Source organism: Streptomyces sp. NPDC059787, from assembly GCF_042732315.1.
Classification (GTDB): domain Bacteria; phylum Actinomycetota; class Actinomycetes; order Streptomycetales; family Streptomycetaceae; genus Streptomyces; species Streptomyces atrovirens.
This window is the reverse complement of record NZ_JBHWHX010000048.1, coordinates 14078-39017: the sequence shown is the minus strand read 5'-3', so window position 1 is coordinate 39017 and position 24940 is coordinate 14078. Positions and strand designations below refer to the sequence as shown.

The following is a 24940-nucleotide window of genomic DNA, read 5'->3' as shown; positions in this document are numbered from 1 at the left end:
ATGTCCGCAGACAGCCCCGAAGTCCCCGCAAAAGCCATCACGGTCCGACGGGCCCGCACCAGCGATGTCCCCGCCGTCCGCCGGCTCCTTGACGCCTACGTCCGCGGGCGCATCCTGCTCGACAAAGCAACGGTGACGCTTTACGAGGACATCCAGGAGTTCTGGGTCGCGGAACGGGACGACAACGCGGAGGTGGTCGGCTGCGGCGCCCTGCACGTGATGTGGGAAGACCTCGCGGAAGTCCGCACTCTCGCCGTGAAGCCGGGCCTGAAGGGCGCGGGCGTCGGACACCGGTTGCTGGAGAAGTTGCTGGAGACCGCCCGCTGGCTCGGTGTTCGGCGCGTATTCTGCCTGACCTTCGAAGTGGAGTTCTTCGGCAAGCACGGCTTCGTGGAGATCGGTGAGACACCCGTCGACACCGATGTGTACGCGGAGTTGCTGCGCTCCTATGACGAGGGTGTCGCGGAGTTCCTCGGCCTCGAACGCGTGAAACCGAACACCTTGGGCAACAGCCGGATGCTTCTGCATCTGTGATCTGCGCGCGGTGCCCTATGTCCGAAACGCGCACGTTTCCGGGCCGGGTGCGGGCAGCGGGTCTCCGTCAGGGGTTTGTGTTTTTACGGCAAAAGCGGTTTGCTTTCCGGAGTACTGCAGTACTGGATATAACAAGGGGCGGCGATACGGCGGACGCCGGCACACCCCGGCCCTCAAGTTATCGATGAAAGGAAATCCGGTGGCACAGAAGGTTCAGGTCCTTCTTGTCGACGACCTCGACGGCGGCGAGGCGGACGAGACCGTGACGTTCGCGTTGGACGGCAAGACGTACGAGATCGATCTCACCACCGCCAATGCGGACAAGCTCCGCGGCCTTCTCGATCCTTACGTGAAGGGCGGTCGTCGTACCGGAGGCCGCGCTTCGGGCGGGCGCGGAAAGGCGCGTTCCTCTTCCGGCGGCAGCCAGGACACCGCGGCCATCCGCGCGTGGGCGAAGGAGAACGGTTACGAGGTCAACGACCGCGGCCGTGTCCCCGCGTCCATCCGCGAGGCCTACGAGAAGGCCAACGGCTGACCGTCGGCCCGTACGGCGGCGGCAGCGCACGCACGCCGCAGCCGGACCCGGTGGACCTGTGTCGCCACCGTGTTCACCAGTCGCACGAGATCCGGGGGGACGTCCCGGTCCCCCCTCGCACCACCTCTCGTGCCCATCGCCGACAGCGTCGGCAGCGAGGCCTCGGCCCCGCGTCCCGGCTCGGGGGGCCGCAGCCACACGGCGGCCCCCTGCGATCCGTCACGGCCCAGGGGGAGCGACCGGGCGGCGGGGCCGGCGTCACCGCCGGCGGCGGCGCCCGGAGGCCAGGGAGCGTCCATGAGACCTCCCGCGCCGATCGCCACCAGGTCCAGCCCCAGCGCACCCCACTCCAGCCACTCCAGCAGCCCCGGCAGTTCCTCCGCGCTGCCCGCCGCCACCAGCAGCCTCATCCGGCCGTCCCGCAGGGCCACCGGGAACCCCCGCCCGAGTCCTCCCGAGCGCCCCAGGCGTTCCAGCGCCGCGCACCCCGCCTCCGCGGGCACGTCCAGGACGTCGAAGCACACCCCCACCACCAGCCGCACCGGCACCCCGGGCACTGTGGGCCACCCCAGCGCGTTCTCGTACCAGAGCCGCACCTCGTCGTCGTCCGGCGTGAGCGGCCGGTGGGGAAACGGCACTGCGGGAGCGACGGTCCGAGCCATGCCCGGCGCAACGTCCCGGCGCCCTCCGGGTTACGCTGGGTGCTCACGTGTAAGCGGGGGGTGTCGAACAAGGGGGCGTGCGGGGGTGCGGGGAGGCGCAAGGTTGTTCGCCCGTAGCGGAGGGAACCCGTGCACTCGGCATGGACTGTCCGTAGCAGCGGGTAAGACATCCCTAGTGGGAGGGGGCGACACGCAGGGCGGGACGTCTCCCGTTCGCCATGGGCGTACTGGCGAAGGGGGTAACTGCCTGGCCTGCGGGAACATCGTCTCGCACCATCGGGTTGGAGCAGATGTCGGCGTGAGCGGGGTCAGGAGGCCATCGACGGTGTCGGCAGTTGGAATGAGCGGTCCCCGCTCGCGGGACTAAGCTGCGGAAGGACAGGGAGGGGAAGTTCCCCCCACTGCCTGACCGCTCTGAGGAGCGATTAACGATGTTCGAGAGGTTCACCGACCGCGCGCGGCGGGTTGTCGTCCTGGCTCAGGAAGAAGCCCGGATGCTCAACCACAACTACATCGGCACCGAGCACATCCTCCTGGGCCTGATCCACGAGGGTGAGGGTGTCGCCGCCAAGGCCCTTGAGAGCCTCGGGATTTCGCTCGAGGCGGTCCGCCAGCAGGTGGAGGAGATCATCGGGCAGGGCCAGCAGGCCCCGTCGGGTCACATTCCCTTCACCCCCCGTGCCAAGAAGGTCCTGGAGCTGTCGCTCCGCGAGGCCCTTCAGCTGGGCCACAACTACATCGGCACGGAGCACATCCTGCTCGGCCTGATCCGTGAGGGCGAGGGCGTCGCCGCCCAGGTCCTGGTCAAGCTGGGCGCCGATCTGAACCGGGTGCGGCAGCAGGTCATCCAGCTGCTCTCCGGTTACCAGGGCAAGGAGACCGCCACCGCCGGCGGTCCTGCCGAGGGCACCCCCTCCACGTCCCTGGTCCTCGACCAGTTCGGCCGGAACCTCACCCAGGCCGCTCGTGAGTCCAAGCTCGACCCGGTCATCGGGCGCGAGAAGGAGATCGAGCGGGTCATGCAGGTGCTGTCCCGCCGTACCAAGAACAACCCGGTGCTGATCGGTGAGCCCGGCGTCGGCAAGACCGCCGTCGTCGAGGGCCTCGCCCAGGCCATCGTCAAGGGCGAGGTGCCCGAGACCCTCAAGGACAAGCACCTCTACACCCTGGACCTCGGTGCCCTGGTCGCCGGCTCCCGCTACCGCGGTGACTTCGAGGAGCGCCTGAAGAAGGTGCTCAAGGAGATCCGCACCCGCGGCGACATCATCCTGTTCATCGACGAGCTGCACACGCTGGTCGGTGCGGGTGCCGCCGAGGGCGCCATCGACGCCGCGAGCATCCTCAAGCCGATGCTGGCCCGCGGTGAGCTGCAGACCATCGGTGCGACCACGCTGGACGAGTACCGCAAGCACCTGGAGAAGGACGCGGCCCTGGAGCGCCGCTTCCAGCCCATCCAGGTCGCGGAGCCGTCCCTGCCGCACACGATCGAGATCCTCAAGGGCCTGCGCGACCGGTACGAGGCGCACCACCGCGTCTCGATCACCGACGAGGCCCTGGTCCAGGCGGCGACGCTCGCCGACCGCTACATCTCGGACCGCTTCCTGCCGGACAAGGCGATCGACCTGATCGACGAGGCCGGCTCCCGGATGCGCATCCGCCGGATGACCGCGCCGCCGGACCTGCGCGAGTTCGACGAGAAGATCGCCGGCGTCCGCCGCGACAAGGAGTCCGCGATCGACTCGCAGGACTTCGAGAAGGCCGCCTCCCTGCGCGACAAGGAGAAGCAGCTCCTCGCCGCCAAGGCCAAGCGGGAGAAGGAGTGGAAGGCCGGCGACATGGACGTCGTCGCCGAGGTCGACGGCGAGCTGATCGCCGAGGTCCTCGCCACGGCGACGGGCATCCCGGTCTTCAAGCTCACGGAGGAGGAGTCGTCCCGCCTGCTGCGCATGGAGGACGAGCTCCACAAGCGGGTCATCGGCCAGGTCGACGCCGTCAAGGCGCTGTCCAAGGCGATCCGCCGTACCCGTGCCGGCCTGAAGGACCCGAAGCGTCCCGGCGGCTCGTTCATCTTCGCCGGCCCGTCCGGTGTCGGTAAGACCGAGCTGTCCAAGGCGCTCGCCGAGTTCCTCTTCGGTGACGAGGACGCGCTGATCTCCCTCGACATGTCGGAGTTCAGCGAGAAGCACACGGTCTCGCGTCTCTTCGGTTCGCCCCCCGGCTACGTGGGCTACGAGGAGGGCGGCCAGCTGACGGAGAAGGTGCGCCGCAAGCCGTTCTCGGTCGTCCTCTTCGACGAGGTCGAGAAGGCCCACCCGGACATCTTCAACTCGCTGCTGCAGATCCTGGAGGACGGTCGCCTGACCGACTCCCAGGGCCGGGTCGTGGACTTCAAGAACACGGTCATCATCATGACGACCAACCTCGGCACCCGGGACATCTCCAAGGGCTTCAACCTGGGCTTCGCCGCCGCGGGTGACACGAAGACCAACTACGAGCGCATGAAGAACAAGGTCCAGGACGAGCTCAAGCAGCACTTCCGGCCCGAGTTCCTCAACCGCGTCGACGACGTGGTCGTCTTCCCGCAGCTCAGCCAGGACGACATCCTGCGGATCGTCGACCTGATGATCGGCAAGGTGGACGAGCGCCTCAAGGACCGGGACATGGGCATCGAGCTCTCCCAGTCCGCCAAGGAGCTGCTGTCCAAGAAGGGCTACGACCCGGTGCTGGGCGCGCGTCCGCTGCGCCGCACGATCCAGCGCGAGATCGAGGACACGCTCTCGGAGAAGATCCTCTTCGGCGAGCTGCGTCCCGGTCACATCGTGGTCGTGGACACCGAGGGCGAGGGCGAGTCCCAGACCTTCACCTTCCGCGGTGAGGAGAAGTCGGCCCTGCCCGACGTCCCGCCGATCGAGCAGGCGGCCGGCGGAGCCGGTCCGAACCTGAGCAAGGACGCGTAAGCGTCCCACGGCGACCGAAAGGGGCCGGTGCCCGAAAGGCACCGGCCCCTTTCGCGTGCCCGCGGGCACACATGCCCGTGTTACGACAGCTGACCGTCGTAGTCCGGCAGCTTGAACGTCCTCTCGGCGTGGCCGCCCGACAGGTCGGTGGCGCTGTTGCCGATGTTGGCGATGATCGTGTAGCCCTTGGCCTCGATGTGGGCGCGCTGGGCGGTCTTGTAGTCGGCGACGTTCTTGAACAGGTCGAAGAACCCGCGGACGTACAGGCCGGAGGACTCGTAGCCGGCGTGGTCGAGGTTCCAGTCGGTGGGCGCGTGGATGATGCCCGGGCGGGCGGTCACGAAGAACAGGGCGACACCGTGCTCCTGCGCGTACTCCGCGACCTCCAGGACCGGCTCGTTGGCGGGCTGCGGGAAGCTGAACCCGAAGTCGGTCTCCAGCGCGGTGTTGTCGACGTCGAGGACGATCGCCTGCTTCTCGCCCGGCCCGGTGTCCCCGATCCGCTGCTTCAGATAGGGCAGGGCCTGGTCCATGACCGCCCGGCAGTCCCGCTGCCAGGTGTCGTAGTCGACGTCCGCCGCCGCGGTGGCAGCCGCCAGCGCGGCGGCGGACGGTGAGGCGGGGGCCGTGGCCTCGGCCGGTGCGGCCAGGGCCACCAGGGCGGCCGCGGAGACGGCGGTGACCGATGCGCGGATCGGCCAGGAGCGTCGGCTTCTCATCTCGTGGGGGGTCCTCTCACGTCCGTAACGCTGCCAACGTGTCGTGTGCATGCTCGTCTGCGAGGGTGACGTGAGGTGAACCGTAGGGTTACCGGGCGGTAGGCGCCTAGAGGCCTGCGCCACATTTATGGAATGGCCGAACCCGGTCCCCGGTGACATGGTGCACAGGCGCTTTGTCCGGTACTAGCCGGAATAGTGGCTGAAGACCGCACCCAAAACGGACATTTACCCCAAGATTCTGATCGATCGGCTCTAAATGGGGGGTTTCGCCAGGTAAGGGGGCTGTGTCAAGAGATCTGCATCTCAGTGCATGTCTACGACTTTCCGTCGTAGGTCACACCTTTGCGCGCTTATGTCCGGAAGGGCTACCAATGAATCACCACCGAGGCGCGGATCCGTCCGCCGGGTGGTTTTCCTACGCCCCCTTCCTGATGAGGTTGAGATGTCCCAGCGCGTCACGCCCCGCTCCTTCCGTACGTCCCAGATCCGCACCCGTGCTGCCGTGCTGGCCGCCGGACTGGGGGCCTCGGTCGTGATGGGAGCCGGGGTCGCGGCCGCCGCCGACACCACGGCCGCGTCCGGTGCCGCCAGTGCCGTTCAGGCGCAGGCCGCCGCCCAGGCCAAGGCCGCGAAGGCCCAGGCCGCCCAGGTCGAGAAGGCCGCCGAGGCGAAGGCCGCGAAGGCCGCCCAGGCGAAGAAGGCCGCCCAGGCCGCCGCCAAGAAGCAGGCGTCCTGGATCGACCCGGTCAAGAGCTACAAACTGTCCGCGAGCTTCGCCCAGAACGGCGGCATGTGGGCGCACAAGCACAGCGGCCAGGACTACGCCGTCCCGACCGGCACCACGGTGATGGCCGCGCACGGCGGCACCGTCGTCAAGGCCGGCCCCAACGGCGCCGGCGACGGCCCCGCGTACGGCAACGCCGTCGTCATCAAGCACGGCAACGGCACGTACTCCCAGTACGCCCACCTGTCGCAGGTCGACGTGCAGGTCGGTCAGGTCGTCAAGACCGGCCAGAAGATCGCCCTGTCCGGCAACACCGGCAACTCCAGCGGCCCGCACCTGCACTTCGAGATCCGCACCACCCCGAACTACGGCTCCGCCGTCGACCCGGTCAAGTTCCTGCACTCCAAGGGCGTGACCGTCTGACCCGCACGGACGAGCAGCGCCTAAGCGCCCCCGGACCCCCGGTGGGCCTGGGTGATCAGATCGATGGCGACCTCGAGGACGGCCTTGCGCTTCTCCTCGGGGTCGCTTTCGACGTCCTGCAGGACGTGCATCCCCGCGTGCATGGTGAACAGGGCGCTGACGCAGCGCACCTGGTCGACCAGGTCGGCGTCCGGGTCCATGAGGATGTCGCGCAGCCCGAGCATGCGGGTCTTGAACATCTCGCCGATGCTCAGCTCGCGGATCGTCGCCTGGTTCTCCTGCATGAAGCGGAAGAGCGGGGCCGCGCCCGCCAGGGCCTCGCTGTAGCGGCGGATGATCTCCTGCTTGGTCTCCAGCGAGTGGGGCTGCCGCCGACCCCACTCGATCAGGTCCTCGATCGGCCGCGAGAGGTCCTCGAAGATACCGACGAGGATCTCTTCCTTCGTCTTGAAGTGGTAGTACAGCGCCGCCTTGGTGACGTCCAGGCGCTCGGCGATCTCGCGCAGCGATGTCTTCTCGTAGCCCTGCTCGGCGAAGAGTTCGAGGGCCACGTCCTGGATGCGCTGGCGGGTGTTCCCGCGGCGCCGCTGTCTGGTGCCGTCCATGGTGCCGCCCATCCTCCTACTCGACTCCTCTTGACGAAAACTTACTTGACGCCCGGCTAGTTACACGACTAGCTTCCCAGTGTAGTGAACTAGCCGGGCGGCAAGTAAGTAGCAGTGGTCACGCGACCGTGGCCGGGGGAGAAGGAACCATGACGGACACACCAGCGGCGGGGGCCGTGGAGACGGACACCGGCAAACAGCCGAAGAGCGTGCGGGTGGTCCTGCTCGCACTCATGATCGCGATGATGCTCGCGATGCTCGACAACATGATCATCGGTACGGCGATGCCGACGATCGTGGGCGAGCTGGGCGGACTGGAGCACCTGTCCTGGGTGGTCACCGCCTACACCCTGGCCACCGCGGCCTCCACCCCGGTCTGGGGCAAGCTCGGCGACATGTACGGGCGCAAGGCCACGTTCATGACGTCCATCGTGATCTTCCTGATCGGCTCCGCGCTCAGCGGCATGGCCCAGGACATGGGTCAGCTGATCGCCTTCCGCGCGGTGCAGGGTCTGGGCGCCGGCGGACTGATGGTCGGCGTCATGGCGATCATCGGCGACCTGATCCCGCCCCGGGAGCGCGGCAAGTACCAGGGCATGATGGCGGCCGTGATGGCGCTGGCGATGATCGGCGGACCCCTGGTCGGCGGCACCATCACCGACAACTGGGGCTGGCGCTGGGCCTTCTACATCAACCTGCCGCTCGGCGCGATCGCGCTGGCCGCCGTCGGCGCCGTACTGCACCTGCCGAAGAAGCGGTCCAAGGCCGGCATCGACTACCTCGGGGTCGCGCTGCTGACCGTCGGCATCACCTCCATCGTGCTCGTCACCACCTGGGGCGGCACGGAGTACGCCTGGACCTCCGCGCGGATCATGGAGCTGATCGGGCTCGGTGTCGCGTCCCTCGTGGGCTTCGTGTTCTGGCAGACCAGGGCCGCCGAGCCGGTGGTGCCGCTGCACATCTTCCGCAGCCGCAACTTCACGCTGATGTCCGTCATCGGCTTCATCACCGGCTTCGTGATGTTCGGCGCGACGCTCTTCCTGCCGCTCTACCAGCAGGCCGTGCAGGGCGCCTCCGCCACCAACTCCGGCCTGCTGCTCCTGCCGATGCTCGGCGCGATGCTGGTCACCTCGATGGTGGCGGGCCGGGTCACCACCAACACCGGCCGGTACAAGATCTTCCCGGTGCTCGGCAGCGCGCTGATGATCGTCGGCCTGTACCTGCTGTCCACGATGGACACCGGGACCTCCCGGTTCACCTCCGGTGTCTTCATGGCCGTGGTCGGTCTCGGCATGGGCTGTCTGATGCAGATCACCATGCTGGTCGCGCAGAACAGCGTCGAGATGAAGGACATGGGCGTGGCGTCCTCGTCCACCACCCTGTTCCGTACCCTCGGCTCCTCCTTCGGCGTCGCGATCATGGGCGCGCTGTTCAACAACCGCGTCCAGGACGTCATGGCCGAGAAGGCCGGCTCGCTGGGCTCCAAGGTGACCGAGCAGTCCGCCCAACTGGACGCCGCGAGCCTGGCGAAGCTGCCGGAGGCGGCCCGCGAGGCCTACCAGTACGCGGTGTCCTCGGGCACCCACTCGGCGTTCCTCCTGGGCGCCGTGATCGCGGTGCTCTCGCTGGCGGCGGCGGTCTTCGTCAAGGAGGTCCCGCTGAAGGGCGCGGGCCCCCAGAAGGACGACACCGACGACGGCGCACCGGCACCGATGGCGGTCACCGAGCCCGTCTGACTCTCCTCCCGAGCGGCACGAAGGCCCCCGGCGGCGCACCCGCGCTTCCGGGGGCCTTCCCCGTACGCCGGACCGGCCCCGTTGTCGGACCCCCGTGCCACCATCGGTCGCACGGACAAGGCGCGGCAGCCGAGGCCGGCCAAGGACGCGATGGACCGGGACCGGGCCGCCCCGGACCTCGGCCTGGCCGCGATCGCCGCGCACGCCGGACGCGCGCTCCCACTTCGTACGCGCCTTCGGGGAGACCTGCGGCGAGACACCGGGCCAGTACCTCACGCACCGCCGGATCGAGCGCGCCGGGGACCTGGCGCGCACCGCAAACCCGCCGGTGACGGAGATCCGCCACCTGGCCGGTTTCCACAGCGTCTCCGATCGGCTCAGTGATCCCCACGGACAAGGACCGGTCCCGCTGAACCGCCCCCGCTAATGCGCCAGTACGGGATAGCTCCCGGTGTTCGTCGGTGCGTGTTCGGGCAGCCACAGCACGGCGGCCGCGCCCTCGGCCGGTGCGTCGTCCGGGGCCCCCGGCGGCCGTACGTTGCGGAAGGTCAGCCGCGCGCCCAGCACCCGCGCCTGCCCCGCCGCGATGGTCAGGCCCAGCCCGTGACCGCGGCCGGCCCGGTCCGCGCTGCCGGTGCGGAAGCGGCTCGGCCCCTCGGCGAGCAGTGCCTCGGGGAAGCCGGGCCCGTGGTCGCGGACCCGGATGACCCGGCCCTCGACGGTGACCTCGATGGGCGGCCTGCCGTGCCGGGCGGCGTTGGCGAGCAGGTTGAGCAGCACGCGCTCCAGCCGCCGCGGGTCGGTGGTGACCTCCGACTCGTGCACCACCCGCACGGTGACGTCCGGGTCCTTCGCCGCCACCCGCCGGGCGACGAACTCGCCCAGCAGGATGTCCTGCAGTTCCGCCCGTTCGGAGGCGCTGTCCAGCCGGGCCACCTCCAGGACGTCCTCGACGAGGGTGCGCATCGCCTTGGCCCGGTCCAGCACCAGCTCGGTCGGCCGGCCCGGCGGCAGCAGCTCGGCGGCGGTGAGCAGGCCGGTCACGGGGGTGCGCAGCTCGTGCGCGATGTCGGCGGTGACCCGGCGCTCGGCCTCCAGCCGCTGCCGCAGCGCGTCCGCCATGGCGTCCACCGCGCTGGCCAGGTCGTCGGTCTCGTCGCGCACCACCCCGCCGATCGCCTCGCGCACCCGGACGTCCGTCTCACCCTTCGCGACCCGGTTGGCGGCCGTGGCCGCCTTCCGCAGCCGCCGCGACAGGTGCCCCCCGATGAGCACCCCGAGCGCGCTGCCGCCCAGCACCACCGCGATGGAGCCGATCACCAGGGCCTGGTCGAGGTCCTTGAGGATGTCCGAGCTGCGGTCCGTGAAACCGGAGTGCAGCGACATCACGTGCCCGTTCTTCAGCGGCACCGCCGCCCAGATGTCCGGCGCCCCGCCCGGCCGGTCCGCCACATAGGTCGCCCGTCGGCCCCCCTCGGCCTTCTCCCGCAGCTCCTCCGGCAGCTCCGGGTCGTCGATCTTGGTGTTGGGGAAGTTCAGCCGTCCCGACAGTTCGTAGTTGCGCTGGGCGATCATGACGCGCTCGTCCGCCAGGTCGCGCGCGTTGTCCAGCATCGACACCCGGGCCGCGTTGTGCACGACCAGGCTCAGCGCGACCGCCACCAGCGCCCCGACCAGCGCGATGGCCGCGCTGAGCTTCCACCGCAGACCCGTACCTATGCCCACCCGGTCGACGCACGCCGCCACCAGGCGCCGGAAATACCCGCGCATCCGCTTCGCTCAGGCCTTCAGCTTGTAACCGAAGCCACGGACCGTCTCGATACGGTCCTGGCCGATCTTCGTACGCAACCGCTGCACATGGACGTCGACGACCCGCGTGTCACCACCCCAGCCGTACTCCCACACCCGCTCCAGCAGCTTGTCGCGGGAGAGCACGGTTCCCGGCGCCGCCGAGAACTCCAGCAGCAGCCGCATCTCGGTAGGCGTCAGCGCCACCGGCCTGCCCGCCCGGCGCACCTCCATGCCCCCGGTGTCGACCTCCAGCTCGCCGAACGCCAGCACACCCCCGTCACCCGGACCGTCCGCGTCCTCCCGGCCGCCGTTCGCGCGCCCGAAGCGACGCAGCACCGCGCGGATCCGGGCCACCAGCACCGCACTGTCGAACGGCTTGGTCACATAGTCGTCGGCGCCCGCCTCCAGGCCCAGCACCACGTCGATGGCGTCGGCCCGCGCCGACAGCATGATCACCGGCACCGTCGACTCGTCCCGGATGCGCCGGCACAGGCTGACCCCGTCGAGCCCGGGCACCATGACGTCGAGCAGCGCGATGTCGGGACGGTCCGTGCGGAACGCCTCCAGGCCCGACAGCCCGTCGGGCATCGCGGTGACCGCGAAGCCGTCCCGCTCCAGGGTGAGCTGGGTGGCCTCACGGATGACGTCGTCGTCCTCGACGAACAGGACGTGGGTCTGGTCTGCCATCCCGGTGCTCTCAGTCCTCGTGTGATCTCGGGGTCGGTGCGCGCGTGTTCTTCTCGTTCACCCCACGGACGCGGGGACCGCGCCGCGGGTTCACCCGTTCATCGGCCCGGGCGGCCTCTTCGGTTCACGACGTGAGCCATGTCTCAGCTCTCGGGCGCCGGTGTCGGCTCCGCGCCGGCCACCTGTCCGTAGTCGTTGTGCGTGCGGTACTTCTCGGCGAACCGGCCCGATTCCCAGCGGTACGTGATCACGTTCTCCCCGGACGGGCTCGACACCGGGTCGCCCCGGTCGTACACCTGCTTGGTCACCACCAGGTCCCCGCGGTCGATCTCCGCGTACACCGGGGGCTCCTCGGCCGAGAACACGTTCACATACGCGCCGCCCTGCTCGCGGTACACATACGTGCCGACGCCCACCGCGTCCCCGCAGGTCAGCACGTTGACGACGATGTCGTCGACGGCCCCTCGGGTGAGGTTGCCGTAGCTCACGTCGACGGGGTACTGGTCGGCGACGCACGGCTGCAGCTCCCGCTTGACCTCCGCCGAGATCTCCGGGTCGGCCTTGACCAGCCGGACCGCGTCCACCCGGTCGGGGGTCCGCGAGGGCTCGGCCGACGCCGCGGCGGCGGGGGCGCTCGCCACGGAGTCCGCGTGCGCCGGGCCCTCGTCCCGCGCGCCGGTGCCGCCCGTGCCGCAGCCGGCGACGAACAGGACGACGGCGACGAACACGGCCGTCACCGTGGTCGCCGCCCTGGCGGTGGTCCGGGCCCAGGTGGGCCCCGCGCCGGTCAGGCCGCGCAACGCTCCCGCTCCTCACGCTCCAGCGCGCGGGCGTCCAGATCGCGCGCCTGAAGCTCCTCGCGGAGCCGGGCGAGCGCCCGGTGCAGGGTGCTCTTGACCGTTCCGGCCGACATGCCGAGGGCGGCGGCCGTCTCCTCCGTGGACATCTGCTCCCAGTGTCGCAGCACCACGACACTGCGCTGTTTCGGGGCGAGGACCTTCAGGATGTCCATCAGCAGGGCGCGGTCGGCGTGCTGCTCGGTGGAGTCGTCCACACAGGCGTCCGGGAGCTGCTCGGTGGGCACCTCCTCCAGCTTGCGGGCCCGCCACCACTCCGTCCGCGTGTTGATCATCACCCGGCGCAGATAGGCGTCGGCCAGCCGCTTGTCCTCGATGGTCTCCCAGCGGCCGTACGTCCGGGCCAGCGCGGTCTGCAGCAGGTCCTGCGCGTCGATGGGGTCCGGGACCAGGCGGCGGGCGCTGCGCAGCAGTGCGTCCTGCCGGGTGCGGACGTACTCCTCGAATGCGAGGACCTCACCCCGTACCTCGCCCCGCGCCATCTCCTGCGCCATGGTGAACCGCCTCCCGCTCCCCGTGTCCGGCCCGCCCGCGCGAGCCGGTGGTACCGCCTGTGATCCGTCGTCGCCGTGCCCTTGTCGAGCACGTGATCGACGGTACGGAGGCGTTGTCACGGCGCTGTCCGAGGAAGCCTGCGGGAAGCGCTCGGCTGTCCGTCGGTTGTGTAACGGAAGGAGGAACGGGGTAAAGCGGGCGGTCGATCGGGGCGGGTGCGGGCCGGTATGTCCCGCCGTACCGATGGGACGTGTGTGAAACGGCTGTACGTGACGTCGGACGTGTGTGTGAACCGGCTGTATCCGGTGTCAGGTCATCGGCAGCCGGTACAGGCCGCCCGGCAGCGGCTCCACCAGACCGTCGGCGACCAGACCGTCCAGCGCGCGGGCCCGCTGCACCGGTTCGTGCCACACCCGGTCCAGCGCGGCCTGCGGCACCGCACCGTGCGCCTCCCGCAGCACGGCCAGCAGCCGCCCGCGGACCTGACGGTCCGTGCCCGCGTACGTCTGGCCCCGGCGCGGCGGACCCTCGTGGGCCGGCTTGCCCGCCAGCCGCCACGCGCACTGCGCCGCGATCGGGCAGCGCTGACACGACTCGTTCTTCGCCGTGCACACCAGCGCGCCGAGCTCCATGGAGGCGGCGGCCCACCGCGCGGCGGTCGGGGCGTCCTCCGGCAGCAGGGTGCGGGCCAGCCGGCGCTCGGCGGCGGTGGTGGCGTTCGGCGGGTACTGCGCACCGGTGACCGCGCGGGCGAACACCCGGCGCACATTGGTGTCCAGCACCGCGTGCCGCTGCCCGTACGCGAACGACGCCACCGCCGCGGCCGTGTACTCCCCGATGCCGGGCAGCGCCAGCAGCTGGGCGTGGTCGGCCGGTACGTCGCCCCCGTGCCGCTCCGTTATGGCGACGGCGGCGCCGTGCAGCCGGAGCGCGCGGCGCGGGTAGCCGAGCCGGCCCCAGGCGCGGACCGCCTCGCCGGGCGCCTCCGCGGCGAGGTCGGCGGGGCGCGGCCAGCGGGCCAGCCACTGCTCGTAGACGGGCAGCACCCGGTTCACCGGGGTCTGCTGCAGCATGAACTCGCTGACCATCACCCCCCACGCACCGGCCTCCGGACGCCGCCACGGCAGATCCCGGGCGTGCTCGTCGAACCAGTCGATGACGGGGGAGTGCAGCGGCTCACCGGGAGCACGCTCGGACGCGGAATCGGCGGCGTTGCCGTACGGGGGCTTAGTGGGAGCAGTCATGGCCCCTCGATCCTCCCACGCCGGTGCCCGCCCGTGGTGGGAGCGCCACGGCGGAGGCCTCCCGCAGGGTGACGGCACACCTGACGATCGGCAGCGGTGGCACACCCCCGTCCGCTTGTAGCGTCAAGGCCATGGAACGTGCCCGTCCCGCCGCGCTCGGCAAGGGCTGCCTGCTCTGGGCGGCCCTCGCCCTGCCCGCGGTCTGCGCCGACCGGATCGGGCTGAACGAGCCGCGTCCGCTCTGGCAGCAGCTCGCCGGACTCGGCGTGCTCGCCGCCGCCACCGCCGTGGCCCGGCGCCGCCCGGCGGCCGCCTTCGGACTGACGGCGGCGCTCGGCATCGCCGCCACGCCCGCGCTGTTCAGCGTCTCCTACGGCCCCGCCCTCGCGGTGTTCGCGCTGCTGCTCGGCCTGCGGTCGCCCCGTACGGCCCCCGCGGCGCTGTGCTTCGCCGCCGTCGCCTGCGCCGGCGGCGTGAAGATCGAACTGGTGGGGCCCGACCCGGTCCCCGAGTGGCTGGTCCTGACCGGCACCCTCCTCTTCGGTTGTGTCCTGCCCTGGCTCGGCGGACGCTACTGGGGACAGAGCCGTGCGCTCACCGCGGCGGGCTGGCTGCGGGCCGCCCGCCTGGAGGAGGAGCAGCGCCTGACCGAAGAACGCGCCCGGCTGCGCGAGCGGGCCAGGATCGCCCAGGACATGCACGACTCCCTGGGCCACGAGCTGAGCCTGATCGCCCTGCGCGCGGGCGCCCTCCAGGTCGCCCCCGACCTTCCCGGCCACCACCGGGCCGCCGCGGCCGATCTGCGCGCCGCGGCCGCCGACGCCACGGACCGGCTGCACCGCATCATCGGCGTCCTGCGGGAGGACGACGACGAACCCCTGCCGCTCGCCCCGGCCGGCGAGAACGTCGAGCAACTCGTCGCCCGGGCAGCCGAGTCGGGACTGCCGGTGCGCTGGGAGAGCGGCGGGCGGGGCGCGGCCGTGGCACCCGGCGGGGTCGCCGAGCGGCTGCTGCACCGGGTGGCCAGGGAGGCGCTGACCAACGCGGCACGGCACGCACCGGGCGCGCCCGTCGTCGTGGCGGTGACGGGGGACGACGGACGAGGAGCGACCGTCACCATCTCCAACGGGCTGCCGGCCGCGGAGAGTTCCCCGGCCCCCGGAGGTGGTTCGGGACTGCTCGGACTGCGCGCCGCCGTCACCGCGGTCGGCGGCACCTTCGAGGCGGGCCCGCACGCCGACGGGTTCCGCGTCCGGGCGTACGTCCCCGCGCGGGCGGCCGCGGCGCTCGAACCGCCCCGCCCCGCCTCCGCCCCCTTCACCCGCGCCCGCCGCCGCGTCGCCGCCGGACTCGGTGCCGCCGTCGGCGCGGGCGTCGTCCTGGTCGGCGCCGCCTTCGGCTGGTACGCGTACACCGAGACGCACTCGGTGCTGGAACCCGCCGCGTACGCCGGACTGCGCCCGGGCACACCGGCCGCGGAGGTCGAGCGGGTGCTGCCGGACCGGCACGTCCAGGACCCGCCGACGGAGCGTGCCCCCGCACCGCCCGAGGGCACCGACTGCCGCTACTACCGCGCGAGCGGCGAGCTCTTCGTCTCCGTCGACCACTTCCGGCTCTGCTTCGACGACCGGGGCCGCCTGGCCGCCAAGAACGTGATCCCGCGCGTCGGCACGTCCGGCGAAGGGCGGGACGAACACGAGGAGTTCGCACCGTGATCCGGGTCCTGCTGGCCGACGACGAGGCGATGGTGCGCGCCGGGGTGCGCGCCATCCTGGGGAGCAGCGGCGAGACGGAGGTGGTCGCCGAGGCGGGCGACGGCCGCGAGGCCGTCGAGCTGGTCCGGGCGCACCGCCCCGACGTGGCGCTGCTCGACATCCGCATGCCCCGCCTGGACGGGCTCGCGGCGGCCGAGGAGATCGCCCGCACCGTCCCCGGCACGGCGGTCGCCATGCTCACCACGTTCTCCGAACGCGCCTACGTCGCCCGCGCCCTCGGCGGCGGCGCCACCGGCTTCCTGCTGAAGTCCGGCGACCCGTACGAACTCATCGCGGGCGTAAGGGCGGTGGCGGGCGGCGCGGCCTTCCTGTCGCCCAAGGTGGCCCGGTACGTCATCGAGGGCCTCGGCGGGGCCGACGGCGGCGGCCGGCTCGCCCGGGAGGCCGAGGCGCACGCGCGCGTGGCGGTGCTGAGCCCGCGCGAACGCGAGGTCCTCGGCCTGGTCGGGGCCGGGCTGTCCAACCCGGAGATCGCCGCCCGGCTGCATCTCGTCGAGGGCACGGTGAAGGCGTACGTCAGCGCGGTGCTCGACCGGCTCGGCGTACGCAATCGCGTACAGGCGGCGATCGTCGCCTACGAGGCGGGCCTGGTGGGGGGATGAACCCGCTCAGCGGCGCCGGTGCGTGGCGTACGGCGGCACCGCACGGGCGACGGTTCCCGGCCCCGGCCCGGCGAGCCACCGCGCGGTGGACGCCGACGAGGCGCGCATCGCCTCCGCGAGCCGGACCGCCGGGCGCGTGCCCAGTCGTACGACGGTGAAGGCGACGACCGTGCCGAGCAGCAGGCCCGCCGCCACGTCGTGCGGGTAGTGCACGCCGACGAACACCCGGGAGAACGCCATCAGCAGGGCCAGCGGGGCCGTCAGCCGGACGAGCGCGCGCCGGACCAGGACCAGCGCGAGGGCCGAGGCGCCCGCGATCGTGGCGTGGTTGCTCGGGAACGACCAGTCGCCGTACGGCGGACACTCCGCCAGCGACGGGGCGGCACCGGTGACCGCCCGGCACGGACGCTCCTGAGTCGCAACGGACTTGAGCACCTCACTGCACACGTACGCCACAGCCGTGGCCAGAGGTGCAAGGACCGCTGTCGCGAACGCGCGGGTGGTGGAGCGCCGTGCCCGCCACCAGCCGGCCACGAACAGTGCGACGAACACGAGCAGTCCGGCCTCCGTCCCGATCTCGGCCGTGTGCTGTACCCACGCCGGGGTGCCGTGCGCGTAGTCGGTGATGTCGCGGTAGAGCCCGCTGTCCACGAAGTCCATGGTCACGCACGGTAGGCAAGGTGCCGATACGGTCACACCCCGCGATCGTCGCGTGCCGTACCTGACGAAAGACAGGGGTCACAGGACCTTTACCGGAATGATGATCCGGAAAAGTTGGGCTCGGAGCGGCGGGTGGGACAAGCGAACGCTCCGATCTCTCGTACAGTTTGCGCCGTGGGATCTCTGCGCAATCCGGTCGGGCCGCTTCCCTCCACCATCTACTGGCGTCGGAGGGCCGTACTGCTGTCCGTGCTGGCCCTGTTGGCGTTGTCGATCACCTGGGTGGTGGTCTCCGGGGGCGGGGGCGGCGGCGACCGTGACAACGGGGCCAACGGCAAGAATCCCGCGCCGTCCATCACTCCGGGACCGTCGAGTTCGGGGCCGGCGATCAGTCAGGCGCCGGGCGGGCGCGACGAGTCGGGGTCCGGTGGATCCGACAGCGGGTCCGGCGGATCGGGCGGATCGGGCGGATCGGACGGCTCGTCGTCCGGGTCCGGTGACGACGGCGATACCGCGGACTCCGGTGACGGTGGTGGTGCCGGGGGCAGCGCGGGCGGCGGTTCCGAGGGCGGTACGTCGGCGGGGGTCGGCGCGGGTGACGCGCTGCCGGCCGGATCGGGGTCCTCGCTGCCCAACTGCACGGCGAACGCGGTGAAGTTCACTCTGCGCAGCTCCCACAACTCCTACGAGCCCGGGCAGACGCCCACGTTCCTGCTCACCGCGCGGAACACCTCCGGCAGTGACTGCAAGGTCGATCTCGGGCCGGACAACGCGGTGTTGACGATCATTCCGGCGAGTGTCGAGGACGCGTACTGGGCGTCGGACGACTGTCCGAAGGGGACACGGAGCCTGGTGTTCCGGGTGCCGGCGGAGGACAGCATCACGTACACGGTGAAGTGGGACCGCAAGGCGAGCGAGCCGGAGTGCGCGACGCCGAAGGCCGGCACGGCCGGCGCGGGGACCTACCTGGTGGAGGCGAAGGCACCGGGCTTCGAGAGGGTACGGACGTCGTTCGTGCTGAAGGCCGCCTGACCCGCCGGGGGTGGGTTTCGCTCACCCGCGCTTGCGGGGTGCCTCCCCCGCTCTCGGCTTCGCTCGAGCGGGGGGACCCCCATCGCCCTGGGGGTACCTCCCAGGCCCTTGAGGCACTGGGGGAGGCGCGACTGCCCGCAGTTACGCCCGCGTCCTAGACGTACCGCTCGAGGATCGAGCTCTCCGCCAGCCGCGACAGCCCCTCACGCACGCTCCGCGCCCGGGCCTCCCCGACCCCGTCCACGGTCTGCAGATCGTCCACACTGGCGGCGAGCAGCTTCTGCAACCCTCCGAAGTGCTCCACCAGCCGATCGATGATCGCCCCCGGCAGCCGCGGCACCTTGGCCAGCAGCCGGAACCCGCGCGGAGACACCGCGGAGTCCAGCGTCTCCGGTGATCCCGTGTACCCCAGCGCACGGGCCACCGTCGGCAGCTCCAGCAGCTCCGCGTGCGTGAGCACGTTCAGCTCGTGCAGCGCCTCGTCGACCGTGCGGGAACGCTTGGCGGTGGGCTCGGGAACGTAGTCCCGTACGACCAGCTCGCGCTCCGGCTCCACGCCCGCGATCAACTCGTCGAGCTGCAGGGCGAGAAGACGACCGTCGGTGCCCAGTTCGACCACGTATTCGGCGATTTCGGTGGCGATGCGGCGCACCATCTCCAGCCGCTGCGCGACCGCCGAGACGTCCCGGACGGTCACCAGGTCCTCGATCTCCAGCGCCGACAGCGTGCCCGCGACCTCGTCGAGACGGAGCTTGTAGCGCTCCAGGGTGGCCAGCGCCTGGTTGGCACGGGACAGGATCGCCGCCGAGTCCTCCAGGACCCGCCGGTGGCCGTCGACGTACAGCGCGATCAGGCGCATCGACTGGGAGACGGAGACGACCGGGAAGCCGACCTGCTTGGAGACGCGGTCGGCGGTGCGGTGCCGGGTGCCGGTCTCCTCGGTGGGGATGGTCGGGTCCGGCACCAGCTGGACACCCGCCCGCAGGATCTTGGACAGGTCGGAGGAGAGCACGATGCCGCCGTCCAGCTTGCACAGCTCGCGCAGCCGGGTCGCGGTGAACTCGACGTCCAGCACGAAGCCGCCGCTGCACAGTGCCTCGACGGTCTTGTCGGAACCGAGCACGATGAGACCGCCGGTGTTGCCGCGGAGCACGCGCTCCAGGCCGTCACGCAGCCCGGTACCGGGTGCCACGGCGCTCAGCGAGGCGCGCATCAGGCCATCGGAACCGGCACTCCCACCGGACTTTCCGGGAGCTGCTGCCCGGTCGTTGGCTGCCACTGCACTCCTCCGGTCGCAGGTTCTGGGGCGCCGTCGTTTCGCACACTCGGTTCGTACGGACGGGCGAGACCTGGGCAAAGTCTACCGGCGGTCCTCCTCGCCCTGTGGGGCCTCTCGTCGACGGGAGCGCGGAAGGACCCGCAGCGCGTCCCCCATGTCCGCCACTTCCAGCACCTTCATGCCCGGCGGGACCTTGCCCGGATCGGCCGGTACCAGGGCGTGCGTGAAGCCCAGACGGTGTGCCTCGGCGAGCCTGCGCTGGACGCCCGTGACCCGTCTCACCTCACCGGCGAGGCCGACCTCGCCGATCGCGACCAGGTTCTTCGGCAGCGGGGTGTCGCTCGCCGCCGACGCCAGCGCGAGTGCGACGGCCAGGTCCGCGGCCGGTTCCGAGAGCTTCACCCCGCCCACCGTCGCGGAGTAGATGTCCCGTTTGCCCAAAGCGCTGATCCGGCCGCGCTGTTCCAGCACCGCCAGCATCATCGAGACGCGTGAGGTCTCCAGGCCGGACGTGGTGCGCCGGGGCGAGGGGATCTGCGAGTCGACCGTGAGCGCCTGCACTTCGGCGACCAGGGGGCGGCGGCCCTCCAGGGTGACGGTCAGGCAGGTGCCCGGGACCGGTTCGTCACGACGGGTCAGGAAAAGTCCGCTGGGGTCCGCGAGGCCCGTGATGCCCTCGTCGTGCAGCTCGAAGCAGCCCACCTCGTCCGTGGTGCCGTAGCGGTTCTTGACGCCGCGCACCAGCCGCAGACGCGCGTGCCGGTCGCCCTCGAAGTGCAGGACGACGTCCACCAGGTGCTCCAGCAGGCGCGGACCCGCGATCGCGCCGTCCTTGGTGACATGGCCCACGAGGAGCGTGGACATCCCGCGCTCCTTGGAGGCCCGGATCAGCGCGCCGGCCACCTCGCGGACCTGGGCCATGCCGCCCGGGGCGCCGTCGATCTCGGGGGACGCCACCGTCTGCACCGAGTCCATGATCAGCAGGGACGGCTTCACCGCGTCCAAGTGGCCGAGCACGGCGGACAGGTCCGTCTCAGCGGCGAGGTACAGGTGATCGTCGATGGCGTGGATGCGGTCGGCGCGCAGCCGGACCTGGCTCGCCGACTCCTCCCCGGTGACGTACAGCGTGCGGTGCTCCTCGCTCGCCGCCTTGGCCGCCACGTCCAGCAGCAGCGTGGACTTGCCCACGCCCGGCTCACCCGCGACCAGCACCACCGCGCCGGGCACCAGGCCGCCGCCGAGCACCCGGTCCAGCTCGGGCACGCCGGTGGAGCGGGCGGTGGCCTGGCGGCCGTCGACCTGGCCGATGGGCAGGGCGGAGGTGGTGACCCGCCCGGGTGCCGTCGTACGGACCGCGGGCGCGCCGTACTCCTCGATCGTCCCCCAGGCCTGGCACTCGGGGCAGCGGCCGAGCCACTTGGCCGTCTGCCAGCCGCACTCGGTGCAGCGGTAGGACGGTCGGTCCTTGGTGGTCTTGGTACGGGCAGCCATGCGAAAACGGTAACGGCACGCACTGACAACGGGCTGTGCCCGTCCTCCCGGGGCTGCCGCCCCGGACCCCGCTTCGGCCCGAACGGCCTGGTCCTCAGGCGCCGGACGGGCTGACAAAGCCCACCGGAACCGTGAAGCGAAAGGTTCCTGTCCCCGATAGAGGGATCGTTTCACCCGTACGGATTAAAAGCGCGCAGCACTCCCGTAGGCACCGCCCCGCGCCGCCTACGGTCGCCGGATGACGAGCAGCGGCCCGGAGACCTCGACCCGCACGACCGGAACCCACCGGACGCACCGGGAAGTGCGCGACCGCGGGGCCGCGCGCACGCTGGCCCAGCGGCCGGCCACCCGCTACGAGTCCCATCTGGACGGCCTGTTCACCTACTGCCTGTCCGTCCTCTGCGACCACGACGCGGCGACCGCCGCCCTGGCCGACGTCCTCGTGCTCGCGGAACGCCGAGGCCGGCACGCCCCCGACGAGCTCGGGAGCCGCAGGGCCTGGCTGTACGCCCTGGCCCGCTGGGCGTGTCTGCGCAAGCTGGCCGAGGCCGGGCAGAAGCGCCGGGCCACCCACGCCGTGGGCCGCGCCGGCCGGCGGCGGGCGGCAGGGGCCGCCCCCGTCCCGGCCGTCTCCGAGGACGTCCAGGAGCGGCGCCGCCGCGAGCTGGCCGAGCTGGCCTGGCCGGAGGCCGCCGGCACCACGCCCCAGCAGCGCGAGGCGCTCGAACTCGCCGTGCGTCACCACCTCGCCGCCCACGAGGTCGCCGCCGTGCTCGGCATGCAGCCGGCCGCCGCGCGTGCGCTGCTCGCCGCCGCGGCCTGCGAGGTGGAACGCACCCGCGCGGCGCTCGCCGTCATCGAGACCGGCGCCTGCCCGGGCGTGGCGCATCTCACCGGCGACCAGCGGCTCGTGCTCAGCGCGACCCTGCGCCGGGAACTCGTCCGGCACGTCGACGACTGCCCGCGCTGTCGTCGCACCGCCGAGCGGGCCGTTCCCGGCCGCTGGCCCGGCACCAGCGTCACCCCGGACACGCTGCCCGTCCTCCCGGCGCCCGGAGCGGCCCTGCACGCCGCCATGGCGCACCCTCCACGCGCGCGTGCCACCGCGCCCCGCTTCGACCGGCGCGGCTTCCCGATGGACCACAAGGACCGCGTCGCCCGGCGGGAGCGGCTGCGCGCGCGTGCCGTCACGACGACGGTCGTCGCCACCGTCGTCGCCGCGCCGGTGCTCGCCCTGTGGGCCGCCTACCGGAGCACCCCCGTGGGCGAGGACCGGGACGGCCGCCCGTCCTCCGCGCGGGAGGACGGCGGCCCCCTCGACCTCGACGGCGGGGGAGCGGGCGGCTACGAGAACACCGGCAACGCGAGCACACGGCCCGAGACCGGATTCGGCGAGAACGGTGAGCCGGACGTGTCCGTGGAGGTCTTGAGCGCCGCCGGAGCCGGGCACAAGGGCGCCGGCGCGCTGGGCGTCACGGCCGACCACAGCGGCGACACCACGCTGATCACCCTGACCGCGACGGGTGCCGAACCGGTCCGCTGGTCCGTGTCGACGGAAGCGTCCTGGCTCTACCCGAGCCGGTCGTCGGGAACGCTCGCACCCGGCGAGTCGGTGACGGTCAGGGTCTACGTCGACCAGCTGCGCGAGCCGTCCGGACCCTGGAGCGCGGCCGTGGCGATCTCGCCCGCCGGTTCCGTCGTGACCATCGACGGTCACGGCCCCGTCCCCTCCGCCCCGGGCGGCGGCTCGCCCTCCGGTCACCCCGGCGGCCCGGGCACCGCGCACCCCGGCGGCCCGGGCACCGCGCACCCCGGCGGCCCGGGCACCGCGCCTCCGTCGTCGCCCGGCCCGGAGCCGGCGCCCACGGCACCGGCGCCCTCGGAGCCCACACCGGGCGACCCACCGTCCTCGCCCGGCCCGGACCCCACGACGGGCGGCCCGACACCCACCGGGCCCACGCCCTCCGTCCCGGTGACGACCGGCCCGGAGGACTCGCCGCCGCCCACCGGGGGCGACGCCCAGAGCCCGGCCACGTCCTAGCGAGGCCGTGTCCGCGAAGCCCCGCCCGGCTCGCGACGCCCGGCACGACGCCACGCCGTGCGGCCGGGATCGCCCGCGTACGCCCAGCACGCGGGCGGCCCCCTCCGCCTTGCGGCGCACCGCACCGGACGACGCGAGCCCTGCCCCGCGGGCGGACGGCGCGCTTGTGCGGACACGCCCCGGGAAGCGTCAGGCGGGGTCCGCCGGATGCGGGGCCAGCAGGGGCAACCGGGATGCCAGCCGCTCCTCGCACAGCTCGACCAGACGGTCGTAACCCGCCTTGCCCATCAGCTCGGTCAGCTCCGCGCGGTAGGAGACGTACACCGGGTCCCCGGCGCCGTGCGCCGAGGTGGCCGAGGTGCACCACCAGTGCAGGTCGTGACCGCCCGGGCCCCAGCCCCGGCGGTCGTACTCACCGATCGACACCTGCAGCACGCGCGTGTCGTCGGGCCGGTCGATCCAGTCGTAGGTCCGCCGGACGGGAAGCTGCCAGCACACGTCCGGCTTGGTCTCCAGCGGCTCCCGGCCCTCCTTGAGGGCGAGGATGTGCAGCGAGCAGCCCATGCCGCCCGCGAAGCCCGGCCGGTTCTGGAAGATGCACGAGCCCTGGAACGGGCGGGTCTGACGGTCGCCGTCCTCGTCCTCGGAGACCCAGCCGTTCCGCGTGCCCTCCGCGTGGTGCTGCCAGATGTCCGGAGTGAGCCTCGCCACATGCCCGGCGACCCGCTTCTCGTCGTCCTCGTCCGAGAAGTGGGCACCCAGGGTGCAGCAGCCGTCGTCCGCGCGGCCCGCCTGGATGCCCTGGCAGCCGCTGCCGAAGATGCAGTTCCAGCGAGAGGTCAGCCATGTCAGATCGCAGCGGAAGACCTGCTCGTCGTCCGCCGGATCAGGAAACTCCACCCACGCGCGGGCGAAGTCGAGCCCCTTCTCGTCGTCCACCGGCGCTGTTCCCGGCGCCCGCGGTGCTGTCGCCCGCGAAGAACCCTCGGCCAGTCCGGCCTTCTTGTCCTTCTTGGCCTTCTTGTCCGTCTTTTCGTCCTTCGCCTTTTTCGTCTTTGGCACCCGTCCAGGGTAAGTCGCCCACGCCCCACGTCGGGACCGGCTCGACCACCGCGGACAGGGCATCACACCGCGCGGCGGGCAGTAGCGTTCCGTACATGAGACTCGGTGTCCTCGACGTGGGTTCGAACACGGTGCATCTGCTGGTGGTGGACGCGCACCCCGGCGCGCGCCCGCTGCCCGCGCACTCGCACAAGGCGGAACTGCGCCTCGCCCAACTCCTCGACGGCGACGGGGCCATCGGCCCCGACGGGGTCGACAGGCTGGTCGCGGTCGTCCACGAGGCGCTCCAGGCCGCCGAGGACAAGGGCGTCGAGGAGCTGCTGCCGTTCGCGACCTCCGCGGTGCGCGACGCCGGCAACGCCGACGACGTCCTCACGCGCGTGCGCGAGGAGACCGGGGTCGAGCTGCAGGTGCTCAGCGGCGACGAGGAGGCCCGGCTCACCTTCCTCGCCGCCCGCCGCTGGTTCGGCTGGTCGGCGGGGAAACTGCTCGTCATCGACATCGGCGGCGGCTCCCTGGAGATCGCCTACGGCATGGACGAGGAGCCCGACGCCACGGTGTCCCTGCCGCTCGGCGCCGGCCGCCTCACCGCCGCGCGGCTGCCCGGCGACCCGCCCGAGCCGGACGGCGTACGCGCGCTGCGCCGCCATGTCCGTACCGAGATAGCCCGCACGGTCGGGGAGTTCAGCCGTTTCGGCGCACCCGACCACGTGGTGGCCACCTCCAAGACCTTCCGGCAGCTCGCCCGCATCGCCGGTGCCCCCGGCTCCGCCGAGGGCCTGTACGTCCAGCGCGAGCTGAAGCGGGAGTCCCTGGAGGGCTGGGTGCCGCGGCTCGCCGCGATGACCGCCGCCGAGCGCGCCGAACTGCCCGGCGTCTCCGAGGCCCGCGCGGGTCAGCTGGTCGCCGGGGCCCTGGTCGCGGAGGGCGCCATGGACCTGTTCGGCGTGGAACGCCTGGAGATCTGCCCCTGGGCCCTGCGGGAGGGCGTGATACTCCGCAGACTGGATCACCTGGGCCAGGGATGAG

The 24940-nt window shown here is 71.9% G+C and carries 22 protein-coding genes and 1 pseudogene; 11 read left to right on the top strand and 12 right to left on the bottom strand.

Going from position 1 to position 24940, the window contains the following annotated elements; genetic code table 11:
• Entirely contained in the window at window positions 1-534 is a 534-nt protein-coding gene (locus tag ACFV5H_RS31640; protein WP_385059136.1) for an amino-acid N-acetyltransferase, read from the top strand.
• A gap of 199 nt (window positions 535-733) precedes the next feature.
• Entirely contained in the window at window positions 734-1069 is a 336-nt protein-coding gene (locus ACFV5H_RS31635; RefSeq protein WP_385059139.1) for an Lsr2 family protein, read from the top strand.
• On the opposite strand, the gene ACFV5H_RS31630 is transcribed toward ACFV5H_RS31635, so the two are convergent.
• Window positions 1048-1731 carry an SCO3374 family protein gene (locus ACFV5H_RS31630; RefSeq protein ID WP_385059141.1) on the bottom strand — a complete coding sequence of 228 codons (684 nt, stop codon included), beginning with the start codon at window positions 1729-1731 and terminating at the stop codon, window positions 1048-1050. The two genes, ACFV5H_RS31635 and ACFV5H_RS31630, sit on opposite strands and share 22 nt — an antisense overlap.
• A gap of 431 nt (window positions 1732-2162) precedes the next feature.
• Here ACFV5H_RS31630 and ACFV5H_RS31625 point away from each other — a divergent pair, with 431 nt between their 5' ends.
• On the top strand, window positions 2163-4688 hold the full coding sequence (locus ACFV5H_RS31625) for an ATP-dependent Clp protease ATP-binding subunit (RefSeq protein ID WP_385059144.1): 2526 nt from the start codon (window positions 2163-2165) through the stop codon (window positions 4686-4688).
• Between the two features lie 80 nt (window positions 4689-4768).
• Here the strand turns inward: ACFV5H_RS31625 and ACFV5H_RS31620 are convergent, their stop codons facing one another.
• The gene (locus tag ACFV5H_RS31620) at window positions 4769-5407 is read right to left on the bottom strand and encodes an HAD family acid phosphatase (RefSeq protein ID WP_385198353.1); all 639 of its coding nucleotides are present in this window, start codon (window positions 5405-5407) and stop codon (window positions 4769-4771) included.
• A 442-nt stretch (window positions 5408-5849) separates the two neighbouring features.
• On the opposite strand from ACFV5H_RS31620, the gene ACFV5H_RS31615 reads away from it, so the two are divergent.
• Window positions 5850-6554 carry a M23 family metallopeptidase gene (locus ACFV5H_RS31615; RefSeq protein ID WP_385198351.1) on the top strand — a complete coding sequence of 235 codons (705 nt, stop codon included), beginning with the start codon at window positions 5850-5852 and terminating at the stop codon, window positions 6552-6554.
• 20 nt (window positions 6555-6574) lie between these two features.
• On the opposite strand, the gene ACFV5H_RS31610 is transcribed toward ACFV5H_RS31615, so the two are convergent.
• Window positions 6575-7171 (bottom strand): TetR/AcrR family transcriptional regulator, encoded by a 597-nt coding sequence (locus ACFV5H_RS31610; RefSeq protein WP_030836008.1) that lies wholly within the window; start codon window positions 7169-7171, stop codon window positions 6575-6577.
• A 137-nt stretch (window positions 7172-7308) separates the two neighbouring features.
• On the opposite strand from ACFV5H_RS31610, the gene ACFV5H_RS31605 reads away from it, so the two are divergent.
• Together ACFV5H_RS31605 and ACFV5H_RS31600 are read left to right on the top strand one after the other, a co-directional pair.
• Entirely contained in the window at window positions 7309-8895 is a 1587-nt protein-coding gene (locus ACFV5H_RS31605) for an MDR family MFS transporter (RefSeq protein WP_385057869.1), read from the top strand.
• 150 nt (window positions 8896-9045) lie between these two features.
• Window positions 9046-9262, top strand: a pseudogene (locus tag ACFV5H_RS31600) (helix-turn-helix domain-containing protein); the annotation flags it as partial.
• 56 nt (window positions 9263-9318) lie between these two features.
• Here ACFV5H_RS31600 and cseC read toward each other — a convergent pair.
• The 5 genes from cseC to ACFV5H_RS31575 all read right to left on the bottom strand — a co-directional run bounded on the left by cseC (window position 9319) and on the right by ACFV5H_RS31575 (window position 13969).
• Window positions 9319-10665: a two-component system sensor histidine kinase CseC gene (gene cseC, locus ACFV5H_RS31595; RefSeq protein ID WP_385057868.1), complete on the bottom strand. Its 1347-nt coding sequence runs from the start codon at window positions 10663-10665 to the stop codon at window positions 9319-9321.
• 9 nt (window positions 10666-10674) lie between these two features.
• Window positions 10675-11373 (bottom strand): two-component system response regulator CseB, encoded by a 699-nt coding sequence (gene cseB, locus ACFV5H_RS31590; protein WP_073936761.1) that lies wholly within the window; start codon window positions 11371-11373, stop codon window positions 10675-10677.
• Between the two features lie 143 nt (window positions 11374-11516).
• Window positions 11517-12173, bottom strand: a complete 657-nt coding sequence (locus ACFV5H_RS31585) for a hypothetical protein (protein WP_385057866.1) — start codon at window positions 12171-12173, stop codon at window positions 11517-11519.
• Window positions 12161-12724: a SigE family RNA polymerase sigma factor gene (locus ACFV5H_RS31580; protein ID WP_385057864.1), complete on the bottom strand. Its 564-nt coding sequence runs from the start codon at window positions 12722-12724 to the stop codon at window positions 12161-12163. The genes ACFV5H_RS31585 and ACFV5H_RS31580 overlap by 13 nt, the downstream gene beginning before the upstream one ends.
• A 309-nt stretch (window positions 12725-13033) precedes the next feature.
• Window positions 13034-13969 (bottom strand): A/G-specific adenine glycosylase, encoded by a 936-nt coding sequence (locus ACFV5H_RS31575; RefSeq protein WP_073936763.1) that lies wholly within the window; start codon window positions 13967-13969, stop codon window positions 13034-13036.
• Window positions 13970-14100: 131 nt separating this feature from the next.
• Here ACFV5H_RS31575 and ACFV5H_RS31570 point away from each other — a divergent pair, with 131 nt between their 5' ends.
• Window positions 14101-15684: a sensor histidine kinase gene (locus tag ACFV5H_RS31570; RefSeq protein ID WP_385198349.1), complete on the top strand. Its 1584-nt coding sequence runs from the start codon at window positions 14101-14103 to the stop codon at window positions 15682-15684.
• Window positions 15681-16346, top strand: a complete 666-nt coding sequence (locus ACFV5H_RS31565) for a response regulator (RefSeq protein ID WP_385198348.1) — start codon at window positions 15681-15683, stop codon at window positions 16344-16346. Before ACFV5H_RS31570 ends, ACFV5H_RS31565 begins: the two co-directional genes overlap by 4 nt.
• Before the next feature lie 6 nt (window positions 16347-16352).
• Here ACFV5H_RS31565 and ACFV5H_RS31560 read toward each other — a convergent pair whose 3' ends face one another.
• Window positions 16353-17006, bottom strand: coding sequence for a phosphatase PAP2 family protein (locus ACFV5H_RS31560; RefSeq protein WP_385057859.1), 654 nt, complete (start codon window positions 17004-17006; stop codon window positions 16353-16355).
• Window positions 17007-17180: 174 nt separating this feature from the next.
• Here ACFV5H_RS31560 and ACFV5H_RS31555 point away from each other — a divergent pair, with 174 nt between their 5' ends.
• Window positions 17181-18038, top strand: a complete 858-nt coding sequence (locus ACFV5H_RS31555) for a hypothetical protein (protein WP_385198346.1) — start codon at window positions 17181-17183, stop codon at window positions 18036-18038.
• Between the two features lie 154 nt (window positions 18039-18192).
• On the opposite strand, the gene disA is transcribed toward ACFV5H_RS31555, so the two are convergent.
• The gene (disA, locus tag ACFV5H_RS31550; protein ID WP_030872200.1) at window positions 18193-19317 is read right to left on the bottom strand and encodes a DNA integrity scanning diadenylate cyclase DisA; all 1125 of its coding nucleotides are present in this window, start codon (window positions 19315-19317) and stop codon (window positions 18193-18195) included.
• Window positions 19318-19398: 81 nt separating this feature from the next.
• The gene (radA, locus tag ACFV5H_RS31545; protein WP_385057856.1) at window positions 19399-20808 is read right to left on the bottom strand and encodes a DNA repair protein RadA; all 1410 of its coding nucleotides are present in this window, start codon (window positions 20806-20808) and stop codon (window positions 19399-19401) included.
• Window positions 20809-21046: 238 nt separating this feature from the next.
• On the opposite strand from radA, the gene ACFV5H_RS31540 reads away from it, so the two are divergent.
• On the top strand, window positions 21047-22849 hold the full coding sequence (locus ACFV5H_RS31540; RefSeq protein WP_385057854.1) for a hypothetical protein: 1803 nt from the start codon (window positions 21047-21049) through the stop codon (window positions 22847-22849).
• Between the two features lie 189 nt (window positions 22850-23038).
• Here the strand turns inward: ACFV5H_RS31540 and ACFV5H_RS31535 are convergent, their stop codons facing one another.
• Complete coding sequence (locus ACFV5H_RS31535) at window positions 23039-23911, bottom strand: hypothetical protein (protein ID WP_385057853.1); 873 nt, start codon at window positions 23909-23911, stop codon at window positions 23039-23041.
• A gap of 95 nt (window positions 23912-24006) precedes the next feature.
• Here ACFV5H_RS31535 and ACFV5H_RS31530 point away from each other — a divergent pair, with 95 nt between their 5' ends.
• The gene (locus ACFV5H_RS31530) at window positions 24007-24939 is read left to right on the top strand and encodes a Ppx/GppA family phosphatase (protein WP_385057851.1); all 933 of its coding nucleotides are present in this window, start codon (window positions 24007-24009) and stop codon (window positions 24937-24939) included.
• The last annotated feature ends 1 nt before the right edge of the window (window position 24940 follow it).

Excerpts from the sequence above, each read along its gene's own strand:
- ACFV5H_RS31540 (WP_385057854.1), top strand. The coding sequence starts at position 21,047 with ATGACGAGCAGCGGCCCGGAGACCTCGACCCGCACGACCGGAACCCAC.
- ACFV5H_RS31625 (WP_385059144.1), top strand. The coding sequence starts at position 2,163 with ATGTTCGAGAGGTTCACCGACCGCGCGCGGCGGGTTGTCGTCCTGGCT.
- ACFV5H_RS31575 (WP_073936763.1), bottom strand. The coding sequence starts at position 13,969 with ATGACTGCTCCCACTAAGCCCCCGTACGGCAACGCCGCCGATTCCGCG.
- cseC (WP_385057868.1), bottom strand. The coding sequence starts at position 10,665 with ATGCGCGGGTATTTCCGGCGCCTGGTGGCGGCGTGCGTCGACCGGGTG.
- ACFV5H_RS31620 (WP_385198353.1), bottom strand. The coding sequence starts at position 5,407 with ATGAGAAGCCGACGCTCCTGGCCGATCCGCGCATCGGTCACCGCCGTC.
- ACFV5H_RS31610 (WP_030836008.1), bottom strand. The coding sequence starts at position 7,171 with ATGGGCGGCACCATGGACGGCACCAGACAGCGGCGCCGCGGGAACACC.
- ACFV5H_RS31605 (WP_385057869.1), top strand. The coding sequence starts at position 7,309 with ATGACGGACACACCAGCGGCGGGGGCCGTGGAGACGGACACCGGCAAA.
- ACFV5H_RS31570 (WP_385198349.1), top strand. The coding sequence starts at position 14,101 with ATGGAACGTGCCCGTCCCGCCGCGCTCGGCAAGGGCTGCCTGCTCTGG.
- ACFV5H_RS31560 (WP_385057859.1), bottom strand. The coding sequence starts at position 17,006 with ATGGACTTCGTGGACAGCGGGCTCTACCGCGACATCACCGACTACGCG.
- cseB (WP_073936761.1), bottom strand. The coding sequence starts at position 11,373 with ATGGCAGACCAGACCCACGTCCTGTTCGTCGAGGACGACGACGTCATC.
- ACFV5H_RS31640 (WP_385059136.1), top strand. The coding sequence starts at position 1 with ATGTCCGCAGACAGCCCCGAAGTCCCCGCAAAAGCCATCACGGTCCGA.
- ACFV5H_RS31530 (WP_385057851.1), top strand. The coding sequence starts at position 24,007 with ATGAGACTCGGTGTCCTCGACGTGGGTTCGAACACGGTGCATCTGCTG.
- ACFV5H_RS31615 (WP_385198351.1), top strand. The coding sequence starts at position 5,850 with ATGTCCCAGCGCGTCACGCCCCGCTCCTTCCGTACGTCCCAGATCCGC.
- radA (WP_385057856.1), bottom strand. The coding sequence starts at position 20,808 with ATGGCTGCCCGTACCAAGACCACCAAGGACCGACCGTCCTACCGCTGC.
- ACFV5H_RS31630 (WP_385059141.1), bottom strand. The coding sequence starts at position 1,731 with ATGGCTCGGACCGTCGCTCCCGCAGTGCCGTTTCCCCACCGGCCGCTC.
- ACFV5H_RS31580 (WP_385057864.1), bottom strand. The coding sequence starts at position 12,724 with ATGGCGCAGGAGATGGCGCGGGGCGAGGTACGGGGTGAGGTCCTCGCA.